At 45.6% G+C, this 13,526-nt stretch carries 12 protein-coding genes and 4 pseudogenes; 3 read left to right on the forward strand and 13 right to left on the reverse strand.

Annotated elements, in window-relative coordinates; all coding sequences use genetic code 11:
- Window positions 1-402 precede the first annotated feature (402 nt).
- From NM96_05045 to NM96_05085, 9 genes and pseudogenes are all read right to left on the reverse strand, one after another.
- The gene (locus NM96_05045; GenBank protein AVR78784.1) at window positions 403-975 is read right to left on the reverse strand and encodes a hypothetical protein; all 573 of its coding nucleotides are present in this window, start codon (window positions 973-975) and stop codon (window positions 403-405) included.
- Window positions 976-985: 10 nt separating this feature from the next.
- The gene (locus NM96_05050; protein AVR78785.1) at window positions 986-1,429 is read right to left on the reverse strand and encodes a hypothetical protein; all 444 of its coding nucleotides are present in this window, start codon (window positions 1,427-1,429) and stop codon (window positions 986-988) included.
- Window positions 1,430-1,540: 111 nt separating this feature from the next.
- The gene (locus NM96_05055; GenBank protein AVR78786.1) at window positions 1,541-2,083 is read right to left on the reverse strand and encodes a hypothetical protein; all 543 of its coding nucleotides are present in this window, start codon (window positions 2,081-2,083) and stop codon (window positions 1,541-1,543) included.
- 24 nt (window positions 2,084-2,107) lie between these two features.
- Window positions 2,108-2,860 (reverse strand): zinc protease, encoded by a 753-nt coding sequence (locus NM96_05060; GenBank protein AVR78787.1) that lies wholly within the window; start codon window positions 2,858-2,860, stop codon window positions 2,108-2,110.
- 3 nt (window positions 2,861-2,863) lie between these two features.
- Complete coding sequence (locus tag NM96_05065; protein ID AVR78788.1) at window positions 2,864-5,341, reverse strand: type VI secretion system tip protein VgrG; 2,478 nt, start codon at window positions 5,339-5,341, stop codon at window positions 2,864-2,866.
- A gap of 131 nt (window positions 5,342-5,472) precedes the next feature.
- Window positions 5,473-6,354, reverse strand: coding sequence for a hypothetical protein (locus tag NM96_05070; protein ID AVR78789.1), 882 nt, complete (start codon window positions 6,352-6,354; stop codon window positions 5,473-5,475).
- 49 nt (window positions 6,355-6,403) lie between these two features.
- On the reverse strand, window positions 6,404-7,285 hold the full coding sequence (locus tag NM96_05075) for a DUF1911 domain-containing protein (GenBank protein ID AVR78790.1): 882 nt from the start codon (window positions 7,283-7,285) through the stop codon (window positions 6,404-6,406).
- A gap of 12 nt (window positions 7,286-7,297) precedes the next feature.
- Window positions 7,298-7,933, reverse strand: coding sequence for a hypothetical protein (locus tag NM96_05080; GenBank protein AVR78791.1), 636 nt, complete (start codon window positions 7,931-7,933; stop codon window positions 7,298-7,300).
- 245 nt (window positions 7,934-8,178) lie between these two features.
- A pseudogene (locus tag NM96_05085) lies at window positions 8,179-8,262 on the reverse strand (bifunctional heptose 7-phosphate kinase/heptose 1-phosphate adenyltransferase).
- Between NM96_05085 and NM96_05090 the strand changes: the two are divergent.
- A pseudogene (locus NM96_05090) lies at window positions 8,255-8,540 on the forward strand (helix-turn-helix domain-containing protein). The pseudogenes NM96_05085 and NM96_05090 sit on opposite strands and share 8 nt — an antisense overlap.
- Window positions 8,509-9,405, forward strand: coding sequence for a hypothetical protein (locus NM96_05095; GenBank protein ID AVR78792.1), 897 nt, complete (start codon window positions 8,509-8,511; stop codon window positions 9,403-9,405). The pseudogene NM96_05090 and the gene NM96_05095 overlap by 32 nt, the downstream one beginning before the upstream one ends.
- Window positions 9,406-9,465: 60 nt before the next feature.
- On the opposite strand, the gene NM96_05100 is transcribed toward NM96_05095, so the two are convergent.
- The 3 genes and pseudogenes from NM96_05100 to NM96_05110 all read right to left on the reverse strand — a co-directional run bounded on the left by NM96_05100 (window position 9,466) and on the right by NM96_05110 (window position 12,141).
- Window positions 9,466-10,185 carry a glutamyl-tRNA amidotransferase gene (locus tag NM96_05100; protein ID AVR78793.1) on the reverse strand — a complete coding sequence of 240 codons (720 nt, stop codon included), beginning with the start codon at window positions 10,183-10,185 and terminating at the stop codon, window positions 9,466-9,468.
- Window positions 10,186-10,375: 190 nt separating this feature from the next.
- Window positions 10,376-10,879, reverse strand: a pseudogene (locus NM96_05105) (hypothetical protein).
- Between the two features lie 296 nt (window positions 10,880-11,175).
- Window positions 11,176-12,141: an IS30 family transposase gene (locus tag NM96_05110; protein AVR78794.1), complete on the reverse strand. Its 966-nt coding sequence runs from the start codon at window positions 12,139-12,141 to the stop codon at window positions 11,176-11,178.
- Between the two features lie 27 nt (window positions 12,142-12,168).
- On the opposite strand from NM96_05110, the gene NM96_05115 reads away from it, so the two are divergent.
- Window positions 12,169-12,456, forward strand: a complete 288-nt coding sequence (locus NM96_05115; protein ID AVR78795.1) for a hypothetical protein — start codon at window positions 12,169-12,171, stop codon at window positions 12,454-12,456.
- A gap of 63 nt (window positions 12,457-12,519) precedes the next feature.
- On the opposite strand, the pseudogene NM96_05120 reads toward NM96_05115, so the two are convergent.
- Window positions 12,520-13,344, reverse strand: a pseudogene (locus NM96_05120) (hypothetical protein).
- Window positions 13,345-13,526 lie beyond the last annotated feature (182 nt).

A 13,526-nucleotide genomic window follows, 5' to 3' on the forward strand; every position in this document is an offset into this window, starting at 1 on the left:
ATCGTGCTGATGGTAAAGGGAAAGGGATAAACGAGAAGAAGACCGTCTGAAAAACATGGTATTTTTCAAACGGCCTTCCTTATCAAATTTAATTTACTTAATTGGTTTTAAAGTTGGCAATACGGTGTCCCAGATAGCGAGGATTTCGGCTTCGCTGCGCTTTGTTCCATCTTTCTTCTCGGTACCAAACTGCATTATAATGCGCGGACTCCTACTACCGCTAGGTATTTACTATCTTCCTATTTAATTATTTTCAGTACCAAGATACCATTGAGATAGAGTTTTTCTTTATAGACAGTGTATTTAAAAACTCCATTTAGTAAACTTTTCCAATAAAAGATTACATAGCAATCTGAGATAACTATTGGCCTAACATATTTATATAAATTTCATATTTTAATATCACTCAGATTTATCGAAGTTAGATCTGCAAAGTTCTGTAAACCTTGAGTTTGTTTCAGTAAGGCTATTTTCTACAACTAACTCCCCATTCGTGAAGCAGAACCATAATACTGAAGACTCTCTTTCATATTTTCCTGTTCGAACAGCTACAGAAAATGTTCCTTTATCTAATAGTGCTCTAGGAATAATAACTGTATTTTGTCCAGCAAGAATAACCTTTTCTTTATTTTTAGGTTGCTGTTCTATAGATTTCTTTATGCACTCTTCTTTAAATTTATCCCATTCTTGATATTGGCAATAAATATTAACATCATATTCATGAAGATATTCCCCATTTTTAAAAATTCCTAGAATAAATTCCCAAATGTAGTCATCCTCCTCAAGTTCAGGAGAAAAAACAACTACATTCTTCTGTGAATCTAAAATAGCATCTAACTTTACTGTTCGTTTTTCATAAAGAGCTGAAAAATAAATATAAAAAGAAAATATAATGGTAATAGTAATTAAACCAATTACAATTTTTGGGATTAGCATATAAATAAATTTTTCTACCTCTAATTTAGCGTCTCTCATTCATAAATCCTTATGCCATAACATACCCACTCAATACCATAATATAATCATTTACATTCTTATTTGCATTTCCCTGTTTGTTATGGGTAAACCTTGTTCCCATATCTGGCATCTTATTTCCATTCTTATCTTGTCTTAAAAATCGATAATAATAATCCTCCACTATAGAAGCTAACGCTTCTGGATTGTATGGCGTAACATCCATGAACAACGCATCTGGTAGTTTTCCTTTGATCTTTAATGATCTTAAAACTTGTTGTCTAGGTTTCATCTTTTCAGATAATGAATAATTATACGGATTATATGCAAATTTTAATGCTTGACATTCTAATGCTATTACACTAAAGATTATTCCTGCATACTGATATTGCCACGCATGGGTTACCTCATGCACTAAAAGTGATGGATTAGCCGGAATTTTTCCATCTTTACTTCGTAGGGTAAAATCATCCATATAATAATGGTGATATTGACCATCTGGCATACGATTTTGGGAAATAGGAACGAGGGGAAAATTAATATCTCCCCATGGCGTAATAGCATGTAGAAATCAGTCTATTTTTTATCATTTCCATAAATTCTTAAACCATTTAATCAATAAATTAAACCAATTTTCTTGTTTTTTAGAAATTTCGGTATGTTCAACAAAAATATTTTGTTTTTGTTCCCGACATTCATCAATGGATAAGTTTGAATAATATAATTCAAGTTTTCCATTTTTCTCTTTCAGGCAATAACTACTTGCCATACCAGTGAAATCAGCAAATTCAGGTACTACACTTGGTTCTAATGAAAAATTATAAATTGCATTATTTCTAAAAATTAGACCTTTGAAATTAGTGTCATCAGCAATAATGCAATTATCTCTAGTAGGATAATTTTTTTCAAATGAGTTTTTATATAACCAAAATTCATCTTCAGTCAAACTTTTTGTAGAACTAACAATTAAAGTATATCCTCCTGTTAAATTTAACTTATCTATATATATACATGGTTTATTATCCTTAATAAAAACATTCACATTTCCATCAGGATATGGTGATGATGAAAATCCATATACTTCAAGACTTAATAATAGAATAGCACAATAAAATATACTCCTATTCATATCCTTATCCTTATTTAAAGAAGATTAAAATGAATAAAATTTTGTCCCTCTTCGATAGAATCTATGATTTACTGCCCTTCCTAAAATACTTTTGTTTTGGTCATTTATTCCCCAGTTCCACTCAATAGATTTTAAATTTTTATCCGTTGGATTTTTCAAAAAGCCCCTTAAAATATACTCCCTCCTTGTTTGCTGAGCTAATAAAGTAGGAAATTGAGTTTGGTTTACTGAGTAATTTCTATGATATACAGCCAAATAATAATGACAAATAATATCAGCCTGCTGCTCTATATTGAAATCCTTAAACTCCTTCTTTGCATCCACTCCTAATAAATCGTAAGCATATGCCATTAATCTTCCAGACGGATGTTTTTGTGAATAACCGCCCTTCATTGCAATATCAACTCCCCTGCACGCAACGCAGATATCCATGGCGAAATACTGCCAGACATGAGCCATTTCGTGAATGAACCATCGTTTTTGTTCTATGGAACCATTATAAAAATCTTTGATTTCATCATATTTCTTACTTGGCAAGTGTATTTCTCCAAACGGCGTCATTGCATTCTCAGAATGGTCGGGCATTCCCAATAACTCCCCTCTCACTATCCTTACTTTTTTATATGGTATCGAGTCCTTAAACATCAATTTTGCCAAAGAAATTTCCCCTGCAGTCAGCTCTCTAGATTCAGGAGGCAATGGCACGACGACCGGGCTTCCTGTATTAGTCGTATTTAATAACTCAGTTTTTGCATTTTGCCGTCCAACGTTAGCCATAATTTACTCCTTTGTATTAATTTCAATGCGGATATTTTCAGGATTTGTGGTGGTTACATAATGAGTCAGTCCATTTTTATCTGTCCTTCCTTTTATTACAAGTCTATCATCCTGATAAATTTTATATAATACATTTGCTAAAACCTCCCCCGTCAATTCATCTTGTAATACAAATTGCCGACCATATCTATGAAGAGGAGAGGCAGGAAGAAATACTTTATTTAATATGCTGTTTGGCCCATTCACCACCAACGGCGCCCTCACCCGCACCACCTTCGGACTCCCGATCTCCACTTCCCCGTTGCTCAGCTTGATATACGCCCCCTTGCAGGTAATCAGAATCTCTTCCTTCGCAGCAATGGTGATTTTTCCTGCGCTGCTGGTTAACGTTGCATCCTTCAAAGCATTCAGCTGCAATTCGTCATTCTGTGCCTGTACGGTGACTGCGCCCTGATTGGCCTGTACTTTGATTCCTTGGCTTTGCGCAAACAGGTTGAGGCTCTCTGTCGCATGGGCGGTCAGGCTTTGGCCGGCGCTGATGTCGGTGTTTGCCCCGCTTACCAGGTGGATATTTTCATTGGCGGTGTGCAGTTGGCTTTGTTGGGTCGCGGTGGCGATGCCGGCCGGGGCGGTTTGGATCAAACCGGCTTCTTTCAGGTCTTTGAGGGCGTCTTTCAGACGGCCACTTTGGGTTGCTTCGTCGGTGTGGTGGTTGTTGGCGGTTTGGGCGGCTTTGTTCAGGCTTTTGGCCAGGGAGAGTGCCTGTTCGAGTTGGGAGATGGTATCGTCCATATCCAGCACTTTGCCGCCGGCATCTTGGTTTTGTGCGCTGACGAGTATGCCTTTACCCGCCCGTACGGCGCCCCAGCCGTCGGTTCTGAGTTCGAAGCCTTCGCCGTTTTCTCCGCGTTTGTTGCGGTTTGAGTCGACGATGTGGCCGAGGTTGAGTTGGGATTTTTGGTAGTCGGTGGCGAGTTTGATGTGTTCCTGACCTTTTTGGTCTTCCATCCTGAGTTTGTTGTTCGCCCAGGTACGGATGACGTTCCTTGTGTTCCAATCGGCAGGAATGTGGTCGGGATGGGCGCTGTCGTGCATGACGCCGGAGATATACGGACGGTCGGGGTTGCCTTGGACGAAGGACAGCATGACTTCGGTGCCTTCGTGTAAGGGGAAGTGGAGACCGTATTCGGGACCGGCATAGGGTTTGGCCAGTCGGACGGGACGGCTTTCTCCGCCGGGACTCCATTCGTCCAAATCAAACGGGAGTTTGACGCGGTAACGTCCCATATCGTCGATATAGGCATAGGTACAGTTCTCCGCCGCAGTCACCCGTGCCGGCAAGGTACCGTCGATATGCGGACGCGGGGTGGTGCGTTCGGGACGGTAGGCGAGTTGGGCGGGGATGGCGGTAAAGGTGTGGCTGTAGGCGGTATCGCGGCTGCCGCTGTGTTCCATACCGAGTACCAGCCAGCCGTCAGGTGCTTCGGGGAAGGCGGTATCGGTTTGGAACACCTTCATCGGTGTCATGGAGACGACGTTGCCGCTGCCAGCTGCGACGGTTTGACGGCAGAGGACGGCTTCGTTCAACAGGGTCGTCTGAACTTGGGCTTCGTTGGGGGTTTTGGGATGAAGGCCCCAGTTTTGCTGTTTGCCCAATAAGACGGTGTTGTCGGCAGATTCTTCGGATTGTTTGTTGTCGGTTTCGGCGAAGAGGTCGGTATCGGCGCTGCGGTAGTTGTAGTCGGCACTGCGTATGCCTTCGACGATGGGGTTGTGGCGGATGCTGAGGTTGAATAATGCTTCGGTACCGACACTCTCCAATCCGGCATGGGGGCGGTAGGAAACGGGTAGGCCTTGGCTGCGCAAGTAGTGTTCGGGACTGTCGCCGAAGACGACCACATCGCCATGTTGTTCATTCTGTTCGAAGGCATACCAGATGCCTTCTTCCTCACACAGACGGTTGATAAAAGCGAAGTCGCTTTCGAGATACTGGGTCACATACTCGCGGACGGTGTAGCTGCGGCTTTTTTGGAAACGGTAGTCGACACCGGAGAAGCCGTGGTGCTTGAAGACGGCGGTAATGATGTCGGGGACGGTTTGGTGTTGGAACAGTCGGGAGGTTTGGAAATGTTTTAAAGCCGCGAAACGCGGCTCTAAAACAAAGCGGTAAACGGTTTCATCCTTGGATACGGACAGCTTCTCGCATGAAGTCACAATGCCCTGCCATTGTTTCGCCGGAGCGTCGTCCGAACCGGCTGAAAAAGCGGCGGCGACTTCGGACAATACGGCCTCCTGCGGACGGATTTCAAACGCTGCGCGCTGGTTGAGGTAGGAAGACAGCGGCAGGGAGGAATCGGTGGAAGTGGCGGTGATTTCGACGCGGTAGGCGGTGTTGGCGGCTTCGGAGGCGGTAAAGGATTTGACGGAGAGGGAGGGGGAGAAACGGGCGAAGGTGAGATGGTAGGATTGGCGGGCAGTCATGGCGTTGATTTTAAAGATGACAATGAGGTTCGTATGGTAACTTGAACGTCATCAACGGTAAAGCAAATGGGATAAACGGTAGAAAGGTCGTCTGAATGGAGGTTTTTCAGACGGCCTTTCCCATTGCCATCCTATATGCCGTCCAATACCGCAAACCCGTGTTTGCAGGCATATTCGATATAGTCCTTCGGATAAAAACCCATTGCCTTTAAGGGTTGACCTTCCATATCTGCATGAAGCAGCAGGGTAAAGATGGCGGTTTCAAATGCCCAGTAGCCGAAGAACAATTCTCCATCCCTGACTTTATGGTAGTCATACCAATAAGTATCCTTATTAGTTTTGTACCAGCCTTTCAGATAGTCCCGCAGCAGCCTGCCGCGAGGAATGCCCGAAGGTTCAAACGGGTTGTCGGGTTTTTTGGGCGGATGGATGATGTCGGGTATCAGCATATAGACGCTTTTCGGAAAAAACGGTTTGGGATTGACCTGAACCCTGCCCCGATATCCGACCAAATCCAGCAATGCCTTCATCGGTGCATCCACCAGTGGGGCACCGCCAAGAATGCGCTCTCCGTTTTCATCCAAATCGGGTGAAAGCCAGCCGGGGATGCGGCTGAGGCTTTCTTTATGGTTGGACAATACGGCCAGCCCCAGCAGCCAGAGGGTGTAGGCGTAGGAATCGGCTTCCCACAGTTGCAGCTTGTCTTCGGGGAAATCAATGTCGAAATGCTTGTGGAAGCGTCCGAGCATGTCATGGGTGGCGGAAACGACTTCGGGCATGGGGCAGCCTGCGGAATAGAGGAGTTGGGTATATTCCATTGCTTCAGTTATTTGAGTCCAACTTAATTTTCTATGATAACGCCGAGCACCTTGAAAAGGATCATCCAAAATCCATTGAGGAGGTTGTATGGACAAAACATCTTCTTGTATTTTTGTTTCAGCAAAATTCTTATTTTCAATATAAAATTTTTCTTGTAAATAAATAGCCCGTTTTTTCTTTTCAAATTCGCACATTATTTTTCCTTTGAAATTCAGTTTTCAGACGGCCTTTCCCATTGCCATCCTATATGCCGTCCAATACCGCAAACCCGTGTTTGCGGGCATATTCGATATAGTCCTTCGGATAAAAACTCATTGCCTTTAAGGGTTGACCTTCCATATCTGCATGAAGCAGCAGGGTAAAGATGGCGGTTTCAAATGCCCAGTAGCCGAAGAACAATTCTCCATCCCTGACTTTATGGTAGTCATACCAATAAGTATCCTTATTAGTTTTGTACCAGCCTTTCAGATAGTCCCGCAGCAGCCTGCCGCGAGGAATGCCCGAAGGTTCAAACGGGTTGTCGGGATTCTTGGGCGGATGGATGATGTCGGGTATCAGCATATAGACGCTTTTTGGAAAAAACGGTTCGGGATTGACCTGAACCCTGCCCCGATATCCGACCAAATCCAGCAATGCCTTCATCGGTGCATCCACTAGTGGGGCACCGCCAAGAATGCGCTCTCCGTTTTCGTCCAAATCGGGTGAAAGCCAGCCGGGGATGCGGTTGAGGCTTTCTTTATGGTTGGACAATACGGCCAGCCCCAGCAGCCAAAGGATGTAGGCGTAGGAATCGGCTTCCCACAGTTGCAGCTTGTCTTCGGGGAAATCAATGTCGAAATGCTTGTGGAAGCGTTCGAGCATGTCATGGGTGGCGGAAACGACTTCGGGCATGGGAATGCCTGCGGAATAGAGGAGCTGGACGTATTTCATATAGTCTGACAGTTGTGTATCGCTACGGCTTGAATACCAGTTTCGCACCTGTTTTTCTCCTTGCCCAGCAATCCACTCAGGAATTTCCATAGACCAAAATTCTATATCTTTATATTCCTCCAAAAATTTTTTCTTACGAAGAAAATTATTTTCTATCAAATAAATAGCCCGTTTGTTCTTTTCAAATTCACACATTATCTTTCCTTTTTAAATTTTAACCGTACCAACGACTTTGGCATTTTGATCCAATTTGTAGATGGTTTCGACTTTACCGTCCGGTCCGACTATCATCAGCCAACTTTCATAGCTTTGTTCAACTTTCCTTGCTTGTGCATCACCAATTTCTTTTTCCAATCTATTTTTAATCCACCTATTACTCATCTGCTTCCCGTCCTTGGTATTCCCCAACAGCCCCTCGACATTCTTCGCCCTCGTCAGCGTCCCGTCGCTGTCCACGTACTCCCCGACTGCCGTCCTGAACTTCGTCTCCGTAACAATGTACGGCGGCGGCGGATTAGGATTACCGTATATACCATCTATCCCGCGACCTTTGGGCACGTCTTCCAAACTGCGCACCCGGCGGTTATCGGGAAGCAGGTTTTTGAACCCCTTATTTACCATGTATTCGTCGCTGATCAATTCCCCGTACAGTCCTTTTTTGGCATTATTCCAGCCGCGGACGATATTCGGGTCGTGCCTCTTCAGTCGAACCGGCGTTTTGTTCCCCACCCTTGCCGCCTGCAAACCGCCTGCCTCTTTTTCCAAAGCATCCGCAATCCCGTTCAGGGTGACCTTTACTTCGTCTACGGCACTTTGCAGCGGTCTGACTGCCTGATTTTGCAAACGTTGCGATTATGCAAGCAGGTGGCGCAAATCGGACATGGCTCCGTTAGGCAGGGCATATTCGACTTTTCCTATCACCTCATCCGCAAGTATTTTGTTTAAAGCCTTCCAACGATTGATAATGTCTTGAACCGCTAAAGACTTTGCCTTATCCCTGCACCAATCAGCCATGGCACGGTAACCGTTATTTCACTGGCGTAATCATCAAGCTGCTTAGCCATATAAACAAAACAACCGTTATTGGAAAAGGTCGTCTGAAAGGTTTTGAACTGCACCCCAAAAGTTGGACATCCCCTCCAACTCACAAGGTGCAGTTTTTTTATGAGCAAATATACATTACACTTCAAATACCAAGCCGTACTCCACTACCTGCATATACGCAGCCAACAGCGTACCGCAGACCACTACGGCATTTCCCGAACCCACCTGAGACGATGGATACGCGCCTATCAAGAAGGCGGTATCGGCGCACTCGAACATCCCCAATCCAAAACCATGCCCCAACACCGCAAAAACCCCTTCATCGCAGATAAACCCGACCAAGAAAAAACACAGGCAGAGCTTATTGAAGAGTTGTGCTATATGCGCGCAGAGGTCGCCTACCTAAAGGAGTTAAAAGCCCTCAGCCAAAAGCAGACCGCAAAGGACAAAGCCAAACCGTCCAAACACTGAGGGCGCAACACCCGCTCAAATACCTGCTGCACATCGCAAACCTGCCCAAAAGCAGCTTTTACTACCACCACCAAGACCGACCCGACCCCGACGCAGCCGACAAAGCCCTCCTTGTCGAAACCTACCGGCGGCATAAAGGACGCTACGGGCAAAGGCGCATTGCCGCAGCATTGGGTTGGAACCGCAAAAAAGTGGCGCGGTTGATGAAGCAGTTGGAACTGAAAGCCCTCATACGGGCGAAAAAAGCCTACCGCCATCCCGCCATGGGCGAGATATCGGAACACCTCCTCAAACGCCGGTTCAAAGCCCGAAAGCCCAACGAAAAATGGCTGACCGATGTTACCGAACTCAAAGGGAAGGACGGCAAACTGTACCTCTCGCCAATCTTGGACTTGTTCAACCGCGAGATCGTCGCCTACGCCATGAGCCGCAGAGCCGACAGCGAAATGGTGAAGGAAATGCTCGAAAAAGCCGCCCCCCGTCTGACTGCTAAAGGAACGATGCTTCATTCGGACCAAGGTGTGCTGTACCGTACGGCGGGGTATAGGGAATTGCTTGCGGAGCATTCCATGGTTCAAAGCATGTCGCGAAAGGCGAACTGTTGGGACAATGCGCCGATGGAAAGCTTCTTTGCGGTGTTGAAGACGGAGTGTTTCTATAACGCAGGTGAATTGACGGTAGATGAATTGATGAAGCAGATAGATGACTATATGGATTACTACAACCGGGAGCGTTGCAGTTTGAAATTGAAAAAGCTGAGTCCTGTCGCATACAGAACCCAGCTTACACAGAGCGCCTGAATAGGCTTTTATGAGTGTCCAAGATTTGAGGGCCAGTTCAGTTTTTCAGACGGCCTTTTATCAAATGCCCCAGCCCTTTCTCAACAAATCCCTTGTCGTTAAAATCTCCGGTTCTATCATTTGCCTTACAATGTCAAAATTAATAAATAAATCTGCCTTGCGAATTGCATCCAGCGTCATACTGTTGCTGATAAAAGGATACGGCGCAAAGGTGAACATCTCATTTTCTGCCAGCGGACCCCATAATTCGACGCAGCGTTGAAAGAGCGGATTGCCATCATTGTCTTGCGTATCCAACTCTTCGTATTCATTTATGCTTATAAAAATATCAATAACCTCATCAGCTCTTCCGTCCCGAATCCAATCGCTGAAATTAGGATCACTTTTAAATATCCATCCCCACATTCCGATAATCTTATATTCATCCCCTAATTCACTATTCCATACAAACAGATCCCCAAATCCTGAACGGGCAATCACATAATGTTTTTTCTTTTTCAACTCATCTTCCGGCAACCATTCTGCCAGAATATCCTCGTAGTCTTCCGGATTGGTCAGCCAAAATATTCCGTCCTTAAATCCGCAGAAACCAAATTCCTGCCAATATTCCAGTAAACGGCCAGGTAATTTACCGCGATATTTGGCCAAGGTTTCAGCTGAAACCGGCGTGGAAGCAAATGGCATTCCAAATTTTTCAAAAAAATATTCTGATCCTTCGGTTTGTTTGAATAGATTCATATGTTTACTCCTTCTATGTCGGACAACGGTTAAATTCTGCATTCATATTGACATTTCCCCCATGCTTTTTCTTCATTTCATTGGCGTAATCATCAAGCTGCTTCAAATAGATTTGATGTGTAATCAAATATCTCAAATATAACGACTATAGCCGCATAAACTGTCAAATAAGGCAATCAACATTGCTAAAGAGGCCGTCTGAAAGTTTCAGACGACCTTTGATAGTCATCGACTAAAATTCCGAAGCTACCAGTACACTGCCTCCGTCGTCCCGCTTGACCAAACGCCAAACACAATAACCTTTCCTAATTTCCGTTGTGCCGTTTAGAAGGTGCTTGTAATACTCTCCCCTATCAGGAAAGACTTCTCCTTCTTCAAAATGTCGTTCTATCGCATTTTCGAGATCATCGGGTATCCACATCCCGGCATAAGGTGCTTCCAAAGGACGTTCTCGGTAAACAGGCATCAGTTCCTGTTTCGTCCCTTCGGGATTAAAAATCCCGTTTTCAAAATTGGCATTATCCCAACGATGCAGCCAGTAATAGCCTTGGGAAGCTGAGTAGCGGTTTTTGCCGTTGCCGAAGGCGGTATGCAGCGAATCATTCAGCTTTTGCGTCAGTATCGGCCGCATCAGGTTGTTCACTACCAGGTAATTAATAGGCAACGGTTTGGTTTTATCTCCCAAATCGGGGAATTTTCCTGCTTTGAATACCATGGTGCCGTTATAGGTCTTCAGCTTGCAGGGATTCATATAGTTTGGTTGTCATGCTTTTTCTTTCATGGGGTTGTTGTTTACTCTTTCGGCAGATTACCGTGTCTGGCATCGAATTCGCGCACTTTTTCTTCCCAGCCTTTCAGATGCGAAGTATCGGCGTTTTTCTCGCAAGCCTGCCACGGGACATAGTGGGTAATTTTTTGAACGGGGATGGGTGGTCAAGCTGGGGGGATTGGTGGTGGAAAGGCCGTCTGAAAGGTAACCAAACTTGTTGACTCTTTTTCAGACGGCCTTGGATTCGGATTTCAAGTGCAACACTAGTGTATCAGTGGTTTGAACAGATTCAAGAATAAAACACTTGGCGTTTCGTAGCCAAGTGTTTTTCTTGGCCGGTGGTTCAACTCATCTTGAACCCTGCGTATCTCCCGATCGCTGATGTTTCGGAAATCGGTTTGTTTGGGGAAATATTGGCGGATGAGTCCGTTGGTGTTCTCATTCAGCCCTTTCTCCCAAGAATGGTAGGGGCGGCAAAAATAGGTTTTCGCTGCTAATGCTTTGGCTATTTTGGTGTGCTGGTAGAACTCTTTGCCGTTGTCCATGGTGATGGTGTGCACTCTGGCTTTATGTGCCTTTAATACCCTAATGGCCGCCCGGGCAGTGTCTTCGGCTTTTAAGTTCTTTAATTTGCAGATGATGGTGTAGCGGGTAACGCGTTCGACCAAGGTCAATAACGCGCTTTTCTGATTTTTGCCGACGATGGTGTCGGCCTCCCAATCGCCGATGCGGGTTTTCCGGTCGACGATAGCAGGTCGGTTTTCTATGCCGACGCGGTCGGGCACTTTGCCTCTGGTCCATGTGCTGCCGTAGCGTTTGCGGTAGGGTTTGCTGCATATTCTGAGGTGTTGCCACAAAGTGCCGCCGTTGTTTTTGTCTTGGCGAAGGTAGCGGTAAACGGTGCTGTGATGGAGTGTGATACCGTGGTGTTTGCGCAGGTAGGCGCATACCTGTTCGGGACTGAGTTTGCGGCGGATAAGGGTGTCGATGTGTTGAACCAGCTGCGAATCGAGCTTATAGGGTTTTCGCCGGTGCTGTTTGGTCAGCCGGCTTTGCTTCTGTGCTTTTTCGGCGCTGTATTGCTGTCCTTGGATGCAGTGCCGCTTGATTTCTCGGCTGATGGTGCTTTTGTGGCGGTTAAGTTGTTTGGCGATTTCGGCGATGGTGCAGTGGCGGGACAGGTATTGGATATGGTATCGTTCGTCTTGGGTCAGTTGTGTGTAGCTCATGGCAATCTTTCTTGCAGGAAAGGCCGTATGCTACCGCATACTGGCCTTTTTCTGTTATGGAAAGTTGCACTTCAAATGCGAATCCGCCGGCCTTTCATTATTCCTCTTTTACTTTTGAAGCTCTTCCATCTCTTTTTCGCTGAAACGGACTTTGCCTTTGTCTTCGCGTTTGAGCAATCTCCAAACGGTATCTTCCCGAAAAATAGGATTACCGTTCTTATCCCTCTTCGCACTGACTTGTCCGACAGGCAGAAGCTCTCCCTGATTAATTTGAATTTCATGTCCGATAAAATTATCGATGCCGTATCTTCCTGAAAACGGGGCAGGTATGCCTGCGTTGAGCAACAGGGGGAGATTACCGTCGCAGTCTTGTCCCTGTTCGCGTTTGAGTTTTTGCTCCCTCGCCCAATCCACCATATCTTTGGGGTAGTACAGGTATTGCCGCAAGGAGGTATCGTCCAAGTCTTTCAAATAGGCGATGGCAGCGGATTCGAAGCTCCAGTAGCCGATATAGCCACCGTATTCGGGATCTTACTCCAAATGAGTGTCTATGAGGGGATTGCCGATTTTTCGGTTGCCGTCGTACCAACCGGCGAGATAGGCGTTGAGGTGTTTCAGGGTTTCTTCCTTGCTCTCCGCCATGATTGCTTGTAGCAGGGGTTTGCGGAAATTATGACCACCGCGCCGGAATTTGGCTTTCGGATCAAAATCCATCGGAATAACCATATTGATCAAGGCATTAAAAGATGTATCAATAAAGCCGTCCAATTCATAGCACCGTTTGATAATTTCCAGCCAGTCAGCCTGTTCAAACAGAAGGCACAAGCCGATGGCGTTCACCAGAAAATCTCTGCCACTCGCCCCTCCGCCCCAAACGGACATTGTCCAACCTTCTTCGATCAGTTCGGGATCGTCCACGGGATATTTTTCATCGATTTCCAAACACAGGCGGCTGTATTCGATTGCCTGGGCAAAGCGTTCGCGGACGATCTCTATCGGATAACCTGCGGTGTATTCTGCTATGGTCAATACATATAATGAATCGACAACCGTTTCTGGTGGTGACGTTGGAAATTCATGCATTCCTTCTAATGCTACATTAAGTAACCACAGATTATTTTGATATGACTGTCTAAAAAACTCTTCTTTAAACAATCCCTGGCGGTCTTTATTGCGGTCGTACTGTATTGTGTTTTCTGTCATTTTCTACCTCTCGGTCGGTTGGTGGGTTTGGATTGGTTATGGCGTTTTTCCTCATTTCGGGCATCGCGCCGACGGATGGCGATGATGCGGTCGATATGCCTTTCGTTGTCGATATGTCTAACCGATATATCGTTATGATTTCGGTGTTTGGTTTCTTCGTATCCGTTCAATAACGCGTCTGC

Source organism: Neisseria mucosa (assembly GCA_003028315.1).
Lineage (GTDB): Bacteria > Pseudomonadota > Gammaproteobacteria > Burkholderiales > Neisseriaceae > Neisseria > Neisseria mucosa.